The 20,744-nt window shown below is 53.4% G+C and carries 19 protein-coding genes; 13 read left to right on the plus strand and 6 right to left on the minus strand.

The genetic code is table 11. The annotated features are described in order from the left end of the window. Nucleotides 1-12: 12 nt before the first annotated feature. The 4 genes from ychF (at nucleotide 13) to I6L37_RS20650 (ending at nucleotide 4,474) form a co-directional block, all read left to right on the plus strand. Complete coding sequence (ychF, locus tag I6L37_RS20635) at nucleotides 13-1,104, plus strand: redox-regulated ATPase YchF (RefSeq protein WP_026457962.1); 1,092 nt, start codon at nucleotides 13-15, stop codon at nucleotides 1,102-1,104. A 346-nt stretch (nucleotides 1,105-1,450) separates the two neighbouring features. Then, a complete protein-coding gene (locus I6L37_RS20640; RefSeq protein WP_182951592.1) occupies nucleotides 1,451-2,401 on the plus strand; it encodes a DUF932 domain-containing protein in 951 nt (316 codons plus the stop codon). Nucleotides 2,402-2,495: 94 nt separating this feature from the next. Beyond that, complete coding sequence (locus I6L37_RS20645; protein WP_182951591.1) at nucleotides 2,496-3,485, plus strand: YqaJ viral recombinase family protein; 990 nt, start codon at nucleotides 2,496-2,498, stop codon at nucleotides 3,483-3,485. Further along, nucleotides 3,482-4,474, plus strand: a complete 993-nt coding sequence (locus I6L37_RS20650) for a hypothetical protein (protein ID WP_182951590.1) — start codon at nucleotides 3,482-3,484, stop codon at nucleotides 4,472-4,474. The genes I6L37_RS20645 and I6L37_RS20650 overlap by 4 nt, the downstream gene beginning before the upstream one ends. Here the strand turns inward: I6L37_RS20650 and I6L37_RS20655 are convergent, their stop codons facing one another. Next, nucleotides 4,475-4,825, minus strand: coding sequence for a helix-turn-helix domain-containing protein (locus tag I6L37_RS20655; RefSeq protein WP_043133797.1), 351 nt, complete (start codon nucleotides 4,823-4,825; stop codon nucleotides 4,475-4,477). Between the two features lie 220 nt (nucleotides 4,826-5,045). On the opposite strand from I6L37_RS20655, the gene I6L37_RS20660 reads away from it, so the two are divergent. The 9 genes from I6L37_RS20660 (at nucleotide 5,046) to I6L37_RS20700 (ending at nucleotide 12,461) form a co-directional block, all read left to right on the plus strand. Continuing rightward, entirely contained in the window at nucleotides 5,046-5,366 is a 321-nt protein-coding gene (locus tag I6L37_RS20660) for a hypothetical protein (RefSeq protein ID WP_182951589.1), read from the plus strand. Nucleotides 5,367-5,376: 10 nt separating this feature from the next. Next, entirely contained in the window at nucleotides 5,377-6,165 is a 789-nt protein-coding gene (locus I6L37_RS20665) for a hypothetical protein (RefSeq protein WP_182951588.1), read from the plus strand. A gap of 63 nt (nucleotides 6,166-6,228) precedes the next feature. Continuing rightward, the gene (locus tag I6L37_RS20670; RefSeq protein ID WP_182951587.1) at nucleotides 6,229-6,705 is read left to right on the plus strand and encodes a lecithin retinol acyltransferase family protein; all 477 of its coding nucleotides are present in this window, start codon (nucleotides 6,229-6,231) and stop codon (nucleotides 6,703-6,705) included. 26 nt (nucleotides 6,706-6,731) lie between these two features. After that, nucleotides 6,732-7,157 carry a DUF2787 domain-containing protein gene (locus I6L37_RS20675; protein WP_182951586.1) on the plus strand — a complete coding sequence of 142 codons (426 nt, stop codon included), beginning with the start codon at nucleotides 6,732-6,734 and terminating at the stop codon, nucleotides 7,155-7,157. 9 nt (nucleotides 7,158-7,166) lie between these two features. Then, nucleotides 7,167-7,577 (plus strand): hypothetical protein, encoded by a 411-nt coding sequence (locus I6L37_RS20680; RefSeq protein ID WP_123173868.1) that lies wholly within the window; start codon nucleotides 7,167-7,169, stop codon nucleotides 7,575-7,577. After that, entirely contained in the window at nucleotides 7,570-7,866 is a 297-nt protein-coding gene (locus I6L37_RS20685) for a hypothetical protein (RefSeq protein WP_123173869.1), read from the plus strand. The genes I6L37_RS20680 and I6L37_RS20685 overlap by 8 nt, the downstream gene beginning before the upstream one ends. Nucleotides 7,867-7,937: 71 nt before the next feature. Further along, nucleotides 7,938-8,435 (plus strand): DNA repair protein RadC, encoded by a 498-nt coding sequence (gene radC / locus I6L37_RS20690; protein WP_114523250.1) that lies wholly within the window; start codon nucleotides 7,938-7,940, stop codon nucleotides 8,433-8,435. Between the two features lie 31 nt (nucleotides 8,436-8,466). Beyond that, nucleotides 8,467-10,596, plus strand: coding sequence for a DEAD/DEAH box helicase family protein (locus I6L37_RS20695; RefSeq protein WP_232092747.1), 2,130 nt, complete (start codon nucleotides 8,467-8,469; stop codon nucleotides 10,594-10,596). Between the two features lie 8 nt (nucleotides 10,597-10,604). Continuing rightward, nucleotides 10,605-12,461 carry a DEAD/DEAH box helicase family protein gene (locus I6L37_RS20700; protein ID WP_182951585.1) on the plus strand — a complete coding sequence of 619 codons (1,857 nt, stop codon included), beginning with the start codon at nucleotides 10,605-10,607 and terminating at the stop codon, nucleotides 12,459-12,461. A 22-nt stretch (nucleotides 12,462-12,483) separates the two neighbouring features. Here I6L37_RS20700 and I6L37_RS20705 read toward each other — a convergent pair whose 3' ends face one another. From I6L37_RS20705 to I6L37_RS20725, 5 genes are read right to left on the minus strand one after another with little or no spacing between them, the layout of a single operon-like run. Further along, nucleotides 12,484-13,257, minus strand: a complete 774-nt coding sequence (locus I6L37_RS20705) for a hypothetical protein (RefSeq protein WP_216992840.1) — start codon at nucleotides 13,255-13,257, stop codon at nucleotides 12,484-12,486. Between the two features lie 20 nt (nucleotides 13,258-13,277). After that, nucleotides 13,278-15,320: a BREX-1 system phosphatase PglZ type B gene (pglZ, locus tag I6L37_RS20710; protein WP_182951583.1), complete on the minus strand. Its 2,043-nt coding sequence runs from the start codon at nucleotides 15,318-15,320 to the stop codon at nucleotides 13,278-13,280. A 32-nt stretch (nucleotides 15,321-15,352) separates the two neighbouring features. After that, entirely contained in the window at nucleotides 15,353-15,961 is a 609-nt protein-coding gene (locus tag I6L37_RS20715) for a hypothetical protein (RefSeq protein WP_182951582.1), read from the minus strand. Further along, nucleotides 15,958-17,238 carry an AAA family ATPase gene (locus I6L37_RS20720; RefSeq protein ID WP_182951581.1) on the minus strand — a complete coding sequence of 427 codons (1,281 nt, stop codon included), beginning with the start codon at nucleotides 17,236-17,238 and terminating at the stop codon, nucleotides 15,958-15,960. The genes I6L37_RS20715 and I6L37_RS20720 overlap by 4 nt, the downstream gene beginning before the upstream one ends. A gap of 10 nt (nucleotides 17,239-17,248) precedes the next feature. After that, a complete protein-coding gene (locus tag I6L37_RS20725; protein WP_216992841.1) occupies nucleotides 17,249-20,668 on the minus strand; it encodes an N-6 DNA methylase in 3,420 nt (1,139 codons plus the stop codon). Nucleotides 20,669-20,744 lie beyond the last annotated feature (76 nt).

A 20,744-nucleotide genomic window follows, 5' to 3' on the forward strand; every position in this document is an offset into this window, starting at 1 on the left:
AGGTAACAATCCATGGGTTTTAAATGCGGTATCGTGGGCCTGCCCAATGTAGGCAAATCCACCCTGTTCAACGCGCTGACCAAGGCCGGTATCGAAGCCGCCAACTTCCCGTTCTGCACCATCGAGCCGAACACTGGCGTGGTGCCGATGCCGGATCCCCGTCTTGATGCCCTGGCCGAGATCGTCAAGCCCCAGCGTGTCCTGCCAACCACCATGGAATTCGTGGACATCGCCGGTCTGGTTGCCGGTGCCTCCAAGGGCGAAGGTCTGGGCAACCAGTTCCTGGCCAACATCCGTGAAACCGAAGCGATCGGTCACGTGGTGCGCTGCTTCGACGACGAAAACATCATTCACGTTGCCGGCAAGGTCTCCCCGGCCGATGACATCGAGGTGATCAACACCGAGCTGGCCCTCTCCGACCTGGATGCCTGCGAGCGCGCCATCCACCGCCAGGCCAAGCGTGCCAAGGGCGGCGACAAGGATGCCAAGCTGGAAGTGGAAGTGCTGGAGAAGATCAAGGTGGCCCTGGAAAACGGCCAGATGATCCGCGGCATGAAGCTGGACAAGGAAGAGCTGGCCGCCGTCAGCCACCTCAACTTCCTGACCCTCAAACCCACCATGTACATCGCCAACGTGGCGGAAGATGGTTTCGAGAACAACCCCTATCTGGACAAGGTGCGTGAAATCGCCGCCGCCGAGAACGCGGTAGTGGTCGTGGTCTGCTGCGCCATCGAGGCGGACATCGCCGAGCTGGATGATGAAGACCGCGCCGAATTCATGGCTGATCTGGGTATCGAAGAGCCGGGCCTGAACCGGGTGATCCGCTCCGGCTACCAGCTGCTGAACCTGCAGACCTACTTCACCGCCGGTGTGAAAGAGGTTCGCGCCTGGACCATCCCGGTCGGCGCCACTGCCCCGCAGGCGGCAGGCAAGATCCACACCGACTTCGAGAAGGGCTTTATCCGCGCCCAGACCATCGCCTTTGAAGACTTCATCACTTACAAGGGTGAGCAGGGCGCCAAGGAAGCGGGCAAGATGCGCGCCGAAGGGAAAGACTACATCGTCAAGGATGGCGATATCATGAACTTCCTGTTCAACGTCTAAATTAAAATTATAGATTACTTTCAATGACATGCGATCACAAGGCGCAGCCATTATTAGTTTGAGTACACTTTTGCGTACACACTAGGCAACGCTAGGCATGCATAATTGTTATCAAAAGGGCCTATCTAAAATCTGATAGGCCCTTCTCTTTCCCTGATCCCACCTTACTTCCTTTTGAGTCCCACCTTTCAATTTGTACACCACAGTGCAGCCACAGCGCGCATTCCATAGCTACAAATCAGAGAAGCAAATAAGTCTCATTTCAATTAATTTCAGATATATATTATCTCCATGAACCTACCCAAGGGACTGCTCTGTGCAGTCCCTTTTTCATTGGAGATTTATCATGGCTCACCTGATCGATACGATGGCCTACACCGGTCAAACACCCTGGCATGGCCTTGGCAATATTTTGCCCCCGCAACAATCTCTCGATATCTGGCTACAGGCAGCCGGGATGGATTGGACCATCGAGCAGAGCGACGTGATGTTTAACGTCGCCTCCGATGCACTGCATATCCGCCCCTACAGCGACAGCAAAGTGCTGTATCGCTCCGATACCCTCGCCCCCCTGTCGGTGGTCTCAAGTCGCTACAACGTGGTACAGCCTCATGAGGTGCTGCACTTCTATCAAGACCTGGTGGAAGCCGGTGGTTTTGAGCTGGAAACAGCAGGCTCGCTCAAAGGTGGCCGCAAGCTGTGGGCTCTGGCTAAAACAGGTCAGGACCTAAAACTCAAAGGCAATGACTTGGTAAAGTCCTATCTGCTGCTGGCGACCAGTTGCGACGGCACACTCTGCACCACGGCGCAGTTCACCTCGCTGCGAGTAGTCTGCAACAACACCCTGCAGATGGCACTGCGCAGCGCTACCGGAGCCATCAAGGTGCCCCACTCCACTCAGTTCGATGCGGCGACCGTCAAAGAGTCGCTCGGGCTGGGGCTCTCCCATTGGGATGAGTTCAAGGCACAGACCAAGGCGCTGGCACAGCGGCCCGTCGCCCCCGAAGAGGCGCTGCGCTTTTTCAGCGATCTGTTGGCGCAACCGCTCGATGAGGAGAACATCATCCTCACCAAGCCGGTACAACGGCTGCATGAGCTCTATCAGGGCGCAGGCATGGGCTCAGAACTTGTCAGCTCCCGCAATACCGCCTGGGGGCTGGTCAATGCGGTAACGGAATACGTGGATCACCACCGCCGCGCTCGCAGCCAAGATCACCGGCTCGATTCCGCTTGGTTCGGTCAGGGAGCACAACTCAAGTCCCAAGCCCTGAATCAGGCCCTCACCCTACTGCAGTAATTCCGCTTCCCCATTCAAACCGCATAACGACCTCACCCGGACTGGCGCAAGCCAATCCGGGCATAGCCATTTATGCCGTCAACAAGGAGTCGTCATGAAAGCAAAAGCCAAATACGGCCAAGCCCTGCGGCTGGCCTCTACTACCCACTTAACCCGCGAGCAGTGGCTCGCTATCCGCAAGCTCGGCATTGGTTCTTCCGATGCTGCTGTGGCAGTAGGCCTCTCCCCCTACAAATGTCCGCTCAGCCTGTGGCTGGAGAAGACCGGCCGTAAAGAGCCGGAGGATATCTCCCACAAGGAAGCGGTGCTGTGGGGCATTGAGCTGGAGCCGGTGCTGGCGCAGGTCTACGCCAAACGCACCGGCTATAAGGTGCGCCGGGTCAATGCGGTGCTGCAACACCCCGAACAACCCTTCATGCTCGCCAACCTCGACCGGGAGGTAGTCGGCCATCCCGATGGGCCGGGCATTCTGGAGATCAAGACCGCCAGCTATCACAGCGCCCCCCAGTGGGAGGAAGGAGTGCCGGTGGCTTACCAGTGTCAGGTACTCCATCAACTGGCCGTCACCGGCCATGTCTGGGCCGAAGTGGCTGTGCTGATCGGTGGCCAGGATTTTCGGATTTACCGCATCGAGCGCGATGAGGAGAAGATCCAGGATCTCACCGAACGGGAAGCGCAGTTCTGGCAGATGGTGCAACAAGACCAGCAGCCCGAGCCTGACGGCTCCAGTGATGCTGCCAATGCCCTGAGCTGGCTCTTCCCCCGTGACGATGGGCAGACGCTGGATCTCTCCGATTCTCCCGAGTTCAACCAGCTGTTTGGCGAGCTACTGCGCTTGCGTCAGCAAAAGGAAGCGGTCGAGCTACAGGAGTCGCAACTCAAGCAGCGGCTGCAAGCCACTTTGGGTGAAGCGACAGCCGGGTTGTTTGCCGATGGCAAGATCACCTGGAAGCGCAGCCAAGATCGGCTGGCGCCGGATCTCGATAAGCTCGGTCAGGCTCATCCCGACTTGCTTACCCGTTACGTCAAACCGGTGCCCGGCGTGCGCCGTTTCACCATTCAACCCTTGAGGCAAACACCATGATCAAAGGACTGGCGATTACCCCGCCCGTGATAGGGCGGATCTGCATCGGCAAGCTGGTGCAAAAACAAGATAAGTGGGTGCCGGAGAAGGACGACAGCTTCACCCTCACCACTCAGGTACAACAAAAAGGGGGATGGTTGCTCCATCCCCTGCATCAACACTACTCATCACAAAAGAGTGGTCAAGGGCAGGAGCAAACCAAGATCCGCGCCATTCCGGTGCGGGTGTTGTTCAACGACAGCGACTTGAATCTGCGGGCGGAATACAGCGCCTTTGATCGGCAGACTGGCAGGCCGCTGTGTGTCGGGAATGGGGAGGTGGCAAGACGTGTGGGAGCACAAGGCATGGAGGAGGTCAGCTGCTCTGGACCAGAGCGCTGCGCCTTTGCAGGGCAACAGGGCTGCAAGCTGTACGGGCGACTGAACCTGTTTGTGGAGGGGCAAGGGGATGAGCTGGGCAGCTTTATCTTCCGAACCACCGGCTACAACTCGGTGCGCACTCTGTCGGCTCGACTGAAATACCTGGAGGCCGTGAGCGGTGGTCACACCCGTTATTTGCCGCTCACCCTGCGGTTGCGAGCCAAAAGCACCACCCAGTCCTACCGCACACCGGTCTACTACGTGGATTTGACCTTGCGGGAAGAGACCAACCTGACCGAGGCAATCAGACAGGCACACGAGGCCGCCCAGCGTGACCAAGAGGCGGGACTCGCCATCGACCAGATGGAGCAGGCCGCGCGCGAGTTGCTGCGTAACGGCCAGTTTGAGGATATCGATGAAGAGGTGCCGATGCTGCTGGAGGAGTTCTATCCCGAAGCTAACAGCGACGAGACAGCGAATGGTAACGCTGATGCAGTGGCGACTACCTCGCTTAACGCACCGCAAAGCCAAGCAACCAGAACACCGCAGAGGCCACAACCAAGAAGGAGCCCACTCACCAACAAATTGGGGAAAGGGAGCCCATCCCCTCCCCCAGTAACTGGCGGGTGATCAGCGGGGACGAGCCAACCGATCTACCAACCGCTCCACTGTTTCCAGCAACAGGGTTCGGTCGGCATCATCAAGCCGGGCCAATTGCTGGCTCAGCACAATACCCTGCTCGGTCGGGCGGTTACTGGTCTCACGCAGAAAGTCGGCTAGCTCACAACCAAACAGTTGAGCGAGCTCCGCCAGCCGCACCACGGTCGGCACCACAATTCCCCGCTCCATTCGAGAGACGGCCTCCATCCCGATATTGAGGTGTTCAGCCACCTGCTCCTGGGTAAACCCGGCCTGGTTACGCTGACGCCCAATAGCCTTGCCCACGTTCTTGGCTAACTGCTCAAAGTTGATATCTGTCATAAGTCCTCCAACCAACCTCTATGGTTGGATATAGACCCATTGACATGAAGAACCCTGAAGGGTGAGGATCAACCGATCAGGTTGACATTGGTGCTTTGGCAGGGAATTTCAGAACGAAAGGAAATCCATCACCCAATACTCCACAACCCTCATTTACCGCTGTGCAACCACCGCATGACAACGGGAAATGAAAAGTCATTTTTATCCATAAGGAGACATCATGAAACGTTACTTTGCTATCGCGGGCCTGCTTTTTCTGGCCCTGACCATCAACATCGCCTGGACCGGCAAAGCTCCCTGGCTTGGATTTTGGGGGCTGACCGCCACCTTCGTGTTCGGCACGCTTTTTACCGGTGTTGGCATGTGTATCGGGGAGTGGTTTCGCCGCTTTACCCACCCGGACTGGATCTCGACCAGCGGCGCAGTCGAGACCTTCAAGGCCAAAGTGTTTTGGCTTATGGGGCCGCAGGCCATCGGGGCACTGATTGGCTTTTTCGCCTTTCAGAGCTTTATGAACAATATCCTCGGCTATGCCGTGTAAGGAGTGTGGGATGCATCAATGGATAATAGCTCTACTGGGCTTGCTGCTAACGCCCGCCGTGCTGGCGTTTGGAGACCATGGCCGCTGGAACGATGGCTGGGGTCAGGGGGTAACGGAGTACTCAGCAACGGTCGATGACGCGACCTATCTCTATCTATCGTGCCGGATGGGCCAGCTTAGCCGCATCGAACTCAACCAAGCAGGCCAAGCACCGACTGAAACCGTTTGGCTACGCATCGATGGCCATACCTATCCCCCGCTATCCGGCATGGTGGCAGGGAATGACAGTAAGGCGTTCTATGACATGTGGGCCGCGCTGCGCTCAGCCAAGTCGCTGCAAGCCATCACCCAGGATGGCCGCACCGTTGAGCTGCCGGTCGCGGGTGTACAAGAGACGCTAACTGCCGCTACGGACGCGGCCTTCGACTGTGCCTTTCCGGCTCCAGAGCCTGAGCCAGCCGCCGCCCCCTTGAACTTTGAACTGCGCGCACAACAGGGCGTACTGCAGGTTGTGTCTCGTAATGACCCTGTCACGATTAAAGACATCACCATCAACCGTGGCCAGTGTCAGCTGGTTCGGGAAGTGCCGAGTGATGATTGTGTCAGCGGTCGTGTGAAATGGAGCACCTGTCTCGCCAGTAAAGACCGGTTAAAACCAGAGTACATCAAGCAAGTGTTCCCTGTTGCAATGAACTTTGGACAGCAAGCTCGGTTCACCCTCAAGTCAACACCGCTGTGCCGAGTATTGGAGGTGGTTATTCATACCGACCGGGGAAATGCCGGTTACACCTTCGAGTGAGCCCACTCCACTTCGCTATGCCCGGTCTCGTACCGGGCTTTTTGTTTTCTAAAAGGAGCAGACATGCAACCTGGTGACCATCTGGTCGTAAGCCGATGGGGCTACGACCATCACGGCCTCTACGCGGGCAATAACCAAGTTATTCACTATACCGGTCCTTTCTCGAGTGAAGGCCCGGTGACTGGGCGGATTATTGTTTCATCGTTGGAGATATTTACAGGCAATGGCGACTGCTACCTGCGTGAATACAGCCACCGTTACTACAGTCCGAGCGAAAGCCTGGCGCGAGCGCATCAACGGCTAGGAGAGCGGGCCTACAACCTGCAGTTCAACAACTGCGAGCACTTCGTGACCTGGTGTATCCAGGGTGTACACCACAGTGAGCAGGTAGACCAGGCGTGGAGTACCGTCTTGCTAGCCATCACGATTGCACAAACGCCCCTGCCGCCAATTCGCACCACCAAGCCGACTCTCCCCACACTGCTCACACCGCTGACGAACAAGCTACCAACCTGGCTTCTGCCCTGGCGACTGCGCTAACCCCAACCCTTTATTCGGAGAACACCATGACCATTCCCTTTTTCCGGGACGGCTTTGCCCTGCCCGTTGCACAAGCATTGCTGGTTCTGCTCGACCAAGAAGCCGCTAAAACCGAGCTCAATCTAGAGCGCTTAACCCAACTGACTTTCAACTTCCGCAACCCCGGCTACAGCGTCGAACAAGGAGGTGTGCATCCGGTCGAGATCCGCTTGATCCGTGGGCTCGATGGTTGGCTGTTCGATTACGTCACCGACTTCAGTTATCAAGGGCTGGGGCAGGATGCCGAGCTCTGCAAGGAGCTCGATTTCAATTTTCTAGATGGTGAACACACCATGTTGGGCTGGGGACCGCTGCGGCTGACCGAAGCGCGGGAGTTGTTCGATATCTGGCAGAGCAACTTCATTGCCTACTGCCGGTTGGAATGCTTCAGCGTCACGGTCGCAGGAGATTAGGAGGACACGATGCCCCATGAATTAGCTCTCTCCCACTACTCCCGTCAGTGGCTAGGACAAGTTGCCGCCAACGCCAAGATAACACCCACCCGCAGTGGTCAGCGCTGGCTGCTGCACCTGACACCTGGTAGCCAACAAGCTCGTACCGTCACCCTGCAAGTCCGTTGGTCCGGGGCGCAGTGGCAACTGCTCTCCCTCACCAATGCCGAGGACTGGCACATCATGAGTCAGCCGAGAGATGAGATCTGCATCGATCCCAAGCGCAATTGCTTCTGGCATTGCCAAGCAGGGCCGGTGCCGCTCACCGAGCAGCCTTGCGTACTGGCAAGCTTTTTGACCGACCTGCAGCGCATCTGCATCCATCGCGGCTATGCCGTGGCGAGCGACCCCATCCCTGACAAGGAGACCGAAGATGATTAACGCCGTGATCGCCATCGAGCTGGAGGCTTACCTTGAGCACGATGGTCAGATTGAAGTGGTGAATGACCAAGGCCAGCCGGTAGCCGGTTACGCCCTCTACCTACGCTATGAAAACGAACGGGGTGACAGACTGGCGCAATGGCTGTGCGATCACCCGGATCACCGCTGGCTAACCCAGTTCGGCACCCTAGTAGCCACCAGTTACCACATTCCGCTGCACGACTACACCCGAACACCTTGGCGGCCTGAACATTCCCAACCAAGCCTGCTGTCACACCCCATTCAGTAACCCATTAACCAACTACTTCGCCTAGCCTGCCGCGTCCAATGCGGTGGGGCGATGGCGTATGGAGCCTAACCATGTTGCATCACAAACTGATCGCCGGGGAGCAACCCGGCACCTATCGGGTCACCGACCTGCTTAACGAAGAGGAACTGTTGACCATCGCCAATCAGATTGCTCGCCAGAAACTGGCCACGGGTGTCGCAATTACCGACAAACACTTGGCTCAAAAAGCACTACAAGCAATATTACAGACCAGGGAACGAGAAGTGTTTGTCGCTCTATTTCTCGATAACCAGCACCGGTGTCTGGCTTACGAAGAGCTATTTTTGGGCACGTTAGGCGCTGCAACTATACACCCCAGAGAAGTTCTCAAAAGCGCACTCAAACATAATTCTGCAGCCGTACTACTGGCCCACAACCATCCTTCAGGCTATGCGGAACCCAGCTCAGCCGACCTGCAGATCACCGAGCAGTTAAAAGGCGTATTACAGCTGGTGGAGATACGCCTGTTAGATCACGTGATCATCACCGCACATACATGTGTGTCGCTCGCGGAGCGTGGGTGCTGTTGAGCACCATCAGACCACGGCAAGGATACTTGCCGTGGCATCCTTCAAACTTGTTTTTTTGATTGAACACAAGAGTTTTACTCGCTCACAGTTGGAACCCGCAGACAGCTGTGTGAAACTAACAGACCTATCTATTGACCACGCAGATCCCCTATTCATGACAGCCAAAGCCGACTCTTTGCGACAAAAAGTTAATGCCATCCTCACAGGAAAAAAATTACACGATCATCAACGTATCGCAGCACAAAAAACATTCGATGCACTGAGTGGTAATGTCCGAGCGGTTATCACTGCTGCTGAGATGCAAGCTGGTAAGTCTGGTGTGGCACTCGCTCTTTGTTGTTTGCAGCGTCTCTCACTGACTGATGAAGAGATCTGCGACCGAACTAAGCTCAAAGACACTCTATATTTGGTAACCATGCCTGACGTTGCATTGTTAGAGCAGGCAGAAAAAGATCTGACAGATGCCAAAAACGTTGTTGTGAGTAACTTCATTCGATTCGACCAAGATTTAGAGCGAAGTTTTAAAGGCAATCCGCCCAAACTGATCCTGATCGACGAGTGCCACTATGGCTCAAATGCAGCAGCTATTCGGTACTGCAAGGTTTTTGATTACCTCGAAAAAGAGAATAAAGATTGCAAAGTAGTGTTTATCTCTGCGACGCCATTTGGGGCTCTCTATGCGGCAGAGACTGAATATGATGTTGCCAAGCACGAAGAAGAAATAGCAAAACATAATCACAGAGAAAAAGAGGCTATCGAAGCTGCAGAAGCAGCCGAAGAGGCAGCTCGCAACTCAATTTTACGGCGTGATTTTAATACCAAATTGGTATTCCATCGCACCAGTAACGAGTACTACGGTGTTCGGGAAATGCTGCGTTACAATAAAGTCACAGGATTGGATTCTGACTCGAGGAATATTCTTGATGACTCGCCTGCTAAAGAAAAACTACTGAACTTACTTGAACAACATGAAGGTGCTGGATGGGTATTGGTCAGGGTGCCGCCAGGTGCCGCCATGGAGGCAAAAAATGGTTTTATTCAAGCAGGATTTGCAGATCAGAATGTTCATATTCTTGGCAAAGATCTCAGTGGTGTCCCAGAAGATCAATTAACTACCATTGAGCGATTTAAAAAAGAGTTCGATGAATGCATCGACTTTGACGAAAAGCTCATTGCTATTACTGTAGCAGGCTGTCGCGCAGGGATTAATTTTGGTCAAGATATGAAACAGCGGCTAATTGCCACCTGGGATAGTACAGTAACCAGTGTCGCAGCAGTGGTACAAGCTAACATTGGCAGAGCCTGTGGGTACCATGACAATCGAGAAGCACATCACTTCACAAGTCTTAATGCGGCACAAGCCTATGGGGCAATCCTGGATTACCTTGATAAAAATACCAGTGAACACGCCGCCTCTGATTTTGATGGTCTCAAAGAATTTTTTGAAGATGTATGCCAAGAGTTTAATGTCAATGGTTTGGATGTCGGATTAACCGTCAAAAACAAGCGGCGTCGACCCATAGGTGATGTTGAAACATACATGACCGATAGCTACGTTGCCGTGCCAGCCAAGCTGCTTGATCCTGATTACGACTTCACACAGCATACCGAGGATAAATTAATCCTGCAGGCCATAGCATTGCTACGTGAAGAGCTACTCAGAGATTCTGGTCCTTCGGTAAAGTCTTCTCGTGCCATGCGTGGCGCCAAGAAAAATTGGATAAAAGCTCATTGGGTCAATGGCGACTCCTATGATAACAAGGAAAAAGCACGTAAAGAGGGTACGATGAAAGAACGGACCCTAAATTTTACGCAAAAAGTTGCTCAGCAAGAGCCTATAGAATTCAATACTATTGTCATGCCTGGCTCTGGTGAATACACAGAGCAAAAGCTCGTTACAGCAACCATTTTCAGTATTTATAACATGTCCCGACGCAATAATGTCAGCAAATGGGTCATGACTGAAGATGATGTTCACGAAATGTGTGATCATTTTGGTATAGAACACGATGACACAATGTTCGTACTCTATAAGCGTGGGGAATATAATGCCGAGGCAAGCCGTATGAAAGCTGCCGCCAATGAACTGCCAGAAAATGAAACAATCATCCATGATGAATCACAATTTTCTGAGCAACAGCGCAACGTTTCAGTGAGTTAAAAAATCACATGAACAATCAGGTAACACGGCATAGAGAAAAAGTTGAATCAGTACTATCTGGTAATACCTTCTCACATCAGATAAATGCGGCGCAGCGTGCTTTTCGTCATTTCGATAATGGTTCAAGAGCTGTCGTTATCGCGGCAGAGATGCAATCAGGAAAGTCTGGTATTGCCTTAGCACTTAGTTGTCTGCAGCGGAATTCATTATCTGACAGTGATTTATGTGATCGTCGCAAGTTAAAAGATACCTTGTACTTGGTCACGATGGCTGACCTTGCGCTGTTAGAGCAGGCCAAATCTGATTTCGCTGCATGCCCTAACATGGTCGTGAGTAATTTCACAAATTTCCGGCTTACTCTGGCATCCGAGTTTAAGCATCAACTGCCACGATTGATCATCATTGATGAGTGCCATTACGGCACTCATCAAGATGGCGTCCGCTACAGTGATGTATTCAATTACCTTGATAGTGAAAATAGTGCTTGTAAGATTGCATTTATCTCTGCAACTCCTTTTAGCGCTCTCTATGCCGCTGGCGCTGACTCAATTCTAAAACATCAGTACCACACTCAACTGGTATTTCACAAAACAAGCTCCGACTACCACGGTATTCGGAGCATGCACAAGCATCATCAGATCGTGAAGCTCGATCCGACACAGCGAGATTTTTGCCAAGACTCGCTATTGCGAAGACGATTCATCAGACAATTTCTTGAACATCAAGGCCCAGGTTGGAGCCTCGTTAGGGTACAAAGTGGCGCAGCTGCTTCAGTGAAGGCCATTCTGCTTGAGCAAGGGATTGCAGAAGACCAGATTTTTATTATTGGCCAAAAGCTAGCTGGTGTCGAAGAACATGAAATTAGCTCGATTCAAGACTTCAAATACGCTTATGATGGCGCCAGCCTCTTTGATGATAAACTCATTGCTATTACAGTTGCCGGCTTTCGAGCAGGCATAAACTTCGGCTCAAAAATGAAAGAGGAGTTAATTAACAGCTGGGATAGCACCATCTCAAATATAGCGGCAATCGTCCAGGCAAATATTGGTCGAGCATGTGGCTACCATAACAACACCAAGGCAATCCATTATACTAACCTTGATGCGGTTGGTGCATATAGTGAATTACTTGATCATCTTGAGTCTCAATCTGAACACTGTGACTTTTCAGCCTTACATGCTCAGTTTGAACATATCTGCCAACGTTATGATGTCGCAGGTTTTGACCGTGGCCTCACCATTAGCAGTAGTGTCGGGCACTCCGTAAAAACCACTATCCAGCCAGACCAGTTTATCTATTTAACTGAGCGTTATCGCATAGTCCCCGCGAAACTGCATGAGATTGAGCCAGACTTTAGCGGCTACAAACTCGATAACGATGAATTAGAAGCTATCAGACTGATTCGAGATGAGTATCTTAAAGACGGTGGACCGTTTATAAAAAGTGGTCGGGCTTTGCGAGGGGAACATCAGAACTGGATCAAGGCACAGTGGGTCAATGGCGCCACCTACAATGACTTTACCGATAGTTGTGCCAAAGCACGAACTTTATCATTTATTAAAACCCTTGATCAGGGTAAGCCATTAATATTTAACCAGGTCGTCAATCCTGGTGGTGGTGAGAGCACAGATAGCAAGCGATTGATGGCGACCATTTTCAGCGTGTACAACTTATCACGGCAACAGAGTGCCTATAAACGCACTATGGATGAAGATGACCTTATTGAATTATCTGCGGCCCTAGAGATTGACTATGATGATACCATCATCGTTTTGTTTACACGTGGAGAGATGCAGTCTGCTGTAAATGGTGAAGTAAATATCTCGACAAGCAGAATCCAAGAACATTCAATTTTCAAAAGTTGACTGTATCGTCTGGCCATGTTCGTTATGTAGATGGCCAGTCCCACATCATATCAACATAATACTTACTCCGTAACCAAGAGAGATCATCCTCCCAATCACTCACTGCACGTCGCATATCAGCCTTGGTTTTTCTTTTCGCATTTCTAACCAAGGATGCGATAGTATATGCAACCTTATACAATCGTTGTGATGATTTAGGGGGGCCCCATTCATTCATATAAAGTTGGCTTTCGACTAATGGTAATTCACTATTATAGACTTCACTTAAAATATTTTGCCGTTGATTTTTAAATAGTCCCTTATCACCAACTCGATATCCAACTGCTTGTAAAATACCAATCTTAGGCCAGTTGATTTCCGTCAATGAATGATTGGATGTGAAAACAGTGGTTGTGGGCCAGGCAAATTTTTCGGCATTGTTCGCTCTAAGGAGCGTTAATGTTTCACGTCGCGTTGTTTTAGTTTTAGGCTTTCTATCATGAGTCCCCCATACAATTGGTGTGGCATTCAATTTTTTGAATAGATAATCCCGATGATAATAAATTCGAATATAATCTTCCATGCTCGCTGATGATTCCATTCTTGAGTACGGCCACCCCTCTGCAGGGGAAATGACCAAAGAGCATTCATCCTGCTCCGCATGCACAGGCTGTTGCACCCGACGCGCGGCAGCAACAATATCCCAGACACTTCGCGACCTAGTCGGTGCTCGATGTCGGACAAGATTGGCTAATCTAACGACTTTTTTATCTTTTCTTATTTTCTTCGCCATCTCAATAAAGGGAGTTGTACTCACAACTCCCACCTTTATCTCTGTTACTTAGAAACCATCAGCTCTGGCGTTAAACATTCTTGCAGACTTACACCACCGTGATTGTAGTAATCCCCTGCCTGGAACAAACTGATCCCGGGGGCCATCACTACTCGTACTGCGGGGTTCCAATGCCAGGGGCATTGCAGGTAGTCACTCTGGCCATTACCTTTCAAAATGGCGCAGCGTGGCGTGCGCAGTTCTGCCATGTGTTTGGTCAGCTCTGCTTTAGGTAGCTTCTCTGGGCTCCATAACCAGCCATGGTCGGTCACCACATGTACTCTGGTCCAACCGGCATCCAATAGACTCACAATCCGCTCAACCACCCCCTTTAAGGCATGATCGATAAATCTCGGCAGGCTCTGCTGACGCTCGTGCCCAAGATTATCCAGGTCACCACACTGCACCCAAGCCTTACCTTGTTCTGGCTCACCACAGTCGTGCCCTTCCAGATATTGCCAACCCGCTTGGGCTAACCCTTTCTTGAAATGATGGCTCGAGAAATCAGCCCCACTGTCGGCAAATTGCGGGACAAATTTATCGCTTTCCAGATCACCGGTTAATAAAGGGCTAAGGGGGGTCACTGCCGCTTTCGCTGTCGCCGTCAGACTAGGGAGTGCGCTCCAGCGGGTTTTCAAGCTGGCATGTAGGTTAGCCTGCGCCAAAAGATGCATAAGACGATGGCCCATATCAAGACGCAACCCATCGACAAAAAAGAGTACGGTACTGGCCCCCTGGTATGCTCCGACCGGCTCTTGCACCCCCTGGCCACCCGGATAACCCTGGCTCTTCACCAAGTGCTGGAAGTGCAGGGTCACAGCTTCCAACCAAGGGGTATAGAGTTTGCCAAGCAGCGCGGCGGCTACCTGCTCCATAGCGCTATCGCTCGCCAAGGCCATCACTTGCAGGGCAAGATCATCGGTCTGCCATACCTTCTCCTGGTAATAGCTGGCCATGGTCTCGATATCCGGCCCACCCAGTGGCTGTCGTGTCAGTTCACTCAGCTGGCTTAACGGATCAAGCAACATCGCCCAGGGTGAGAGCCCGAGCCCAGCCCACAACCACTCACGCCGGGCTGCATGCTCAACGTTAAGCGACGCCAGGTGGGTACGAATGGTTGCTACCTCCTCGTTAACCAAGGTGGTGAGCGTCTGCGCCAGCCGTTGCTCTTCATGCTCATTGCAAAAGGGGTAGCGGGCTGGCTCAGAGAGCAATTCGCTGGGCTGCACCTGATGCAGTGCCTTAATCAATGAAGAGTGGTGTGCGGCGGTGTCGCTAAAACGCTCCCACACCGCTTGCCAGGGTCCCTGTGCATCGCACAGCAGCGGCAACAACGACGAGATCTCAGCATTGGCAGGGTCAACACCAAACGCATCTTGGCTCTGACCACAGAAGTGCTGCCAGCGGTTGCTCTGCTGCCACTCCTTTTGGATGGCCTCAGGCTCATTGAGCCAAGCCAGCATATTGCGGATTGGGTCGCCCCCCGCCAACGCATAGAGATCGCTAGTTTCTAACCGTTTGCCCTGCAAACTAACGGCCTGGGCTTCAAGCAGATCAGGCAACACCTCTAGCAACGCTTGCTGAGTTTTACCATCTTTGGCGACATCAAGCTGCAACCCCACTTTGGGATTACTTAAAAAAGAGCCCACGCTCCAATCCCGACCTGCAGTGTTATAGGCCCACCAGCAGCCGCGATACTGCAACTCGGCAAGGGGTTGCAGGGCAAGCGAACATTGGTCGATGGCACGCAGATCTTTGCGACTGACGCCGGGCAGATAGAGGATCGGGATGGCATCAGCAGACAGGGATTGCTCTGGTGCAGTACCTGCAATCATGCACTTTAGCCAAATTGCGGGACCGGTGCGCTCGGTGGGTCGATACTCCCCCAGCTCGAGTAGCTCGGGTAGATAGCGCTTAATAATCGGCATGGCTGCTTGCCACTGCCGGGTTTCATCGGTCCAGAGCACCACTGCGGGCGGTACCTGCACCTGAGAGTTATAACGCGCGCTGTCGCGCAATTGAGTAACCAGATAGTCGATAACTTGCATGTAATTCTCGATTCTGTTTCGCGTCTTAAGGCTTAAGCCAACCCTTGGCGGATCAGCTCGCCATGAACAAAGGGAGAGTGGCGTTGTAAAAAAGCGAGCGAACAGTCATTTTTCAAGTAGTTGTCATAATGCCGGGCGCGCATCTGATTATGCTCCGGGCTATCGAGCTTGAGACGGGTAATAGTTGCCGCAGCATCCGCTGCATGAACGGTTCCGGCAGGATAGCGCGAATGGTTGACCGCAATCTCGCCATTGGCAAAGTTGATGATAAAGGTCTCAGGGGCCAACCCGATGGGGTCTAGCACATCATCAAACTTATTCTTATTGCGGTTCGGCCCAAGGGCGCTTAGACGGTAGTTATCCCACTCATAGGCATCACCGGCATTCTGTGATTTGGCCACAAAGTGGTCAGTTGAGGCCGCGCCAATCACCCACTCAAAATAGATTGCCAGATAGGCGCAAACACCATTGTAGGTATCCCACAACTGCTTGTTAGAGTGTGTCCAATAGTTGGGCAACTTGGATGCATCCGGCGGTGGGGCATTGAGCGCTATGCCATGAGTGGCTAACCAATCGCGCCCCGGCTGGCGCACTCTGGCATCAAAATCGGCAGGCTCAGGTTGCAATTGCACCGGGATCATAACGGCCAGCCCTTCTTATCGCAGATGGCACGCCAGCGAAACAGAAACTCATCGGTCGGCTTTAACGCGAGCAGCAATTTCTGATACATGGTAGCGAGCGCCTGGGGATCTGGAGCCGCTTGCCCCAAGAGCGCCGAAGCCTGCTTGATCAACTGTTCGTACTCTTTGGGTCGCCCACTGGGTAAGTCAAAGGCGTCACTGGTTAGCCAACTGGTGACATCCCCCTGCTTCTCAAAAGCTCGCCGGGTGAGCGTCACCTCGCCTTGGGCCAAATCCAGGTCAAACCAGGCATCTTGGCGGGCATCAAACAGCGGCTCGACCGAGGCCATCACCAAGGGGGAATGGGTCGCGGTGATCAACTGCACCTTGGCCTGTTTATCAAGCAACCCCATGACGCTTAGCAAGGTGGGCACTATGCTGCGCTGCCAGCTGGGGTGCAGGTGAGATTCAATCTCGTCGATCAAGAAGGTGATCTGGGGGGTCACCGGTTCACCCAATTGCTTGGCCGCCTGCTGGTGCTCTTGCCAGGCCCACACCAACAGATATGCTAGGGCTAAAATACGCCGCATCCCTGATGAGGCGTGTACCACGGGCACATCTTTTTGGTACGGCATCCGGATGGTCGGGATATCCCGCGCATCATCCAGGCTGATCCGGGTCAGCTCCCCCAGGGTCAGGATCTCTTCAGGAGAAGGGGAGAGCGCCTTAAGCACCGCTTTCAGGTGTTTAAATGCCGCCCCTTTCTCTTTTTGCCAGCTGGCCAGATCGCGAATAAGGCCATTACACAACCAACTGCCATCGCCGCTGGCCAGGCCATCCCATACTTCACTGGGGCTTAAGACATAGGCGGGCAGACGCTCTTGAATATCGAGCTCTCCCTGGGTGCGCCAGTAGTTACGGTGCGGATCCCACAGCGCGAAACTCCCGTCAGCCATGGCATAGAGCACCAGGCCAGGGTTGGCAGGCCGCCCGGGGCGGCCGGTCCAGCTCTGTTCACGGCGGGCGAAGGTACTCTGGTACTCTTCACGTTTACTCTTGGCGGTAAATGAAAAGCTGATGCTCGCCTCCCCAACCTCACTGGGCAGGGCTTTACGCCCTGTGGTGAGCTTAGGGTTGATCTCAGCTGGCCAGCGGCGAGTCAGCGCCCACCAGGCGATATCCAGCAAAAAGCTCTTACCCAAGCCATTATCGCCGGTGAGCAGATTAAGCCGCTGGCCAAAGGCCAGCGACAAGGTAGGGGCAGGGCCAACATTGACCGTCTTGAGCGTATCGATCATAGGGCTTCCATCATTCGGGTTGGTTTGCTCTGGCGGCGCGTTTGTCTGCTAGCGACAAGTGGTGATCGTTAATGCGCGCCCCCTCTTTTTCGCCATATTGCAGGCCCAGAGTGTACCAAGGGGCTGAGGCGACGTCGTTACCGCGATCCTTGTTCCAATTGATATTCGGCTTAAAGCGCAGGATACCGGCGCCTTTTTTGCCGACATCGGCCGCTTTGAGGAAGGGGCGGATATTGAGGCGCACACCATCGTTAAGGTCCGGTTCCCAACCGATGGGTTGTTCGGCCAGGGGTTTCCAGCGTACAAAGATATCGAGCCCCTTTTCACCGGCCAAGATGGCCTCGAGGCGCTGTTGCAGGTTTTTGGCGGCGGTCAGGCGCTCTTCGGCGCCATCGCGCGCTTCTTTTACCCCCTGCTCCTGAATACGGATCCAGTCACCCAGGTAGGTGTAGATCAGGCGCTCTAAGCCGGAGCGATCGAGCTTGTGGTAGTTGACCAGGGCGGAGAAGCCATCTTTTAGGCCGTCCCAGATATGCCAGATAAAGGGTCTATGTTGGAACAGTTTGCAGTGCTGCTCGAAGAACTTGTCGCGCAGCCACAGCTCCAGGCTCTTGCTGCCCACGGCGGTCAGCAGCTTATCCAGGGCACCGTTTTTCCAGTCATCCTCATAGGCTGCCACCAACAATTTTTCCAATCGGGTATGGCCCGGGGCTTCACCGCGCACAGCTGGGAGGCAGACGATACCATCTTCATCGGCAAACATGTTGAGCCTGGCAACCTCTTCGACCAGCTGGCGCTGCTCATCGGCCAGCTCCATCTCTTCGTCCAGCTCGGCGGGCCACTGATACCCCAGCAGGCGAGCTACCGCCACCTGCAGTACGGACTCATCAAAGCGCACCGGCCCCTCTTTGGTCCATTTGCTCTCTTCGTCCCACACGACTGAGGCGCAGGGGTGACCATGGAAGATCCATTGAGTGGGGTCATTGGTGTAAGGTTTGGGGAGGCCATGCGGGTAAGACAACTTTGCATTCTTTAACCAACTAGAATAATCGAACTCTACTTTTACCAAAGAGTTACTGGTGGCCTTCAGAGATTGGTCTATCTTTCTGACATCCGGACCAAACTGAGCTGAGGACATATATGACCAAATGCTTTCGAGTGTTTCAGTGCTATCTTTAGGCCATACCACTGCGGAGTTATCATCGAACTTGCCCCCTACATAAATAGTTACAGGCAACATACGCATCTGGCTTACTAAGACACCTTTATTTCCCCAGGCCTTTTGACCTGTAATTCTGGCTCCTGTCAAAGAGTTCATTGGGCCATTCCCATCACACCAATACAATGCTCCTGACATCCCTCCAAAATGAAGACTCTCTTTCACTGTACTTTGGAATAACACCCAGTCTTTATTTGTGGAGTCGATTTCCCAATGGAAGACCTTAAGTCTCAATAAATCCCCAGTACTTAGCCCCTCAGTTCGTTCAACGTGGGATTCTAATGTCTCACTACCAATTCCGTCAGACTCTAGATAAATTACCGCATCAGGATTCTCCAACTGCTTGGCTTGCTCTACGCTCTTCAGCGACTCAATCCGCAGTTGCTCGGCTTTGTCGGCGGCGGTTTTCGAGACAGACACATCCACCCCGCGCAGCAACGCCTCTTTAGGCGCCACACCTTTGCTTAAAGTAATTAAAATAGCCTGTACCACCTCACCGGAGATTGTTTCAAAGGCTCTTGGCCCAAGACGGGCAATTAGATTCCATGTTTGCTCGGTTAATAGTTTTTCGCGGAATTTCTTATAGCTGGTCAGGAATAGCCAGTTCTGCGGCAAGACAATGGTCGAGCTACCACCTTGGGCATTAAAATCGAGACAGCGCTCTAAAAATACGGTGGCCAGATCGGCTTTCGCTTCCGGGTAGTACTCGTCACAAAAATCTTGCAACTCGGCGCACTGCTTGCCTCGCCCCAAGTAGGGTACATTGGTCGCCACCAGGTGGTAGCTCCCCGCCAGCAACTTAGCTGCCTGGGCCAAGCCTTGAGCCGCTACGCTGGCATCTTTACTTTCATCATCACTTTGGGCTTGGGCATCGAGCAGTTGCTGCCAGGGGGCCGGGGCACCTTGAGCCTTGCCCTCGTAGTGGGCACGCTTGATATCGATCAGGCTGCCGAGCACAGGGGCATCCTTAAACTGGCGTTTTAGCCAAGCGAGGGCGGGCTCGAGCTCTGGGTTTTGTTTGGCAAGCTGTTGCCACTCATCACTTGCGGCCAGCACATCTTGCCCGGAGCAAGCAAGCTGCAAGGCAGGCAGTGGCCGATAACCACCGGCATTGGGGAAGCGCCAGGCTTCGAGCGCCAGGGCAAAGGCGGCAATCTCGATACAGCGGCCATCGAGCTCCAAACCATGCAGGTTTTGCGTGATCACCCGCTCAATGGCGGTATTGGCATCACATCCTTCCAGGTACATGCGCATCGGCACCAGCATCAGAAACAGCGCCACCAGGAAGTGACCGGAGCCGCAGCAAGGGTCGAGGGTTTTTAGCTCGCAGATATCTTCAGGCCAGGCGTCGTACCAGCCACCAGCCGGTTGCCAGCGCTCCCCTTGGGTATTCGTCACTTTAACAAAGCGCAGGTAAGAGAGGGGCACACCAGGGATCGCGGCGCGCTCACGCAATTCCTGCTCATCGCTGGCATAACGCAAATGATCTTGGGTTAAGCGACGTTTGGCCCACCAGGCACCCAGGGCGTTATCCAAGAGGAACGAGACCATATAGGGTTCGGTAAAGAGCTGGGTGACCGGGCTCAGCTCATCAGCCCCGATGGGCACACCGGACTTGTTGACCTCCTCTTTACGCTTGCTTTGCCAGAACTGATAACACCAGCCCAGACTGTCTTGTGCCTCGAACACCGCCGGTGATAGGGCCATGATCAAGCCTTCGAGGGAGCGCTGATGGTTGATGGGCAGGCGCACCGCCAGCACAGGAGAATCAACCCGAAACACCTGGGGCAACATTTTGGCTGCCAAGCGCCCCGCCAACTCCCAGGCGCTGGCGCAATCGGTCTCTTCTTCTAACAGCTCCGCGCACTCATCCAGGGTGACCGGAGTATAAGCGTCATACATCAACAGGTTGTTTTGCTCGAGAAAACGGGCAAACAGCATGCGGTGCCACTGCTCGTAGGCCATCTCTGCCAGCAGGTGAGCTGTCTCTTGCTTGCCATTATCGTGGAGCAGATCGCCCAGCTGGCGAGCATGGGCCCGCAGGCGGTTACGCAGCTTGCGCTGAGCGTCGTTAAGAAAGGCGGGCACATTGGCATCGCCTACGCCCAAACGTTCGATCTCTTCACGGCAGGCGGTTTCAACCACTTCACGGGCGGCAAGGACGGTGCTTTCCAGCTGGGTTCTGAGAGTCTTATCCAGGGCTTGTCTCATGGTGTTAGCTCGATATGTGGAAGATGGGTGACCCCATGTTCCTTAAATAGAATGCGGGGATTGGGCTAAGCGCCGA

Origin of the sequence: Aeromonas sp. FDAARGOS 1407, assembly GCF_019048725.1 — a bacterium.
Taxonomy (GTDB): Bacteria; Pseudomonadota; Gammaproteobacteria; order Enterobacterales; family Aeromonadaceae; genus Aeromonas; species Aeromonas enteropelogenes.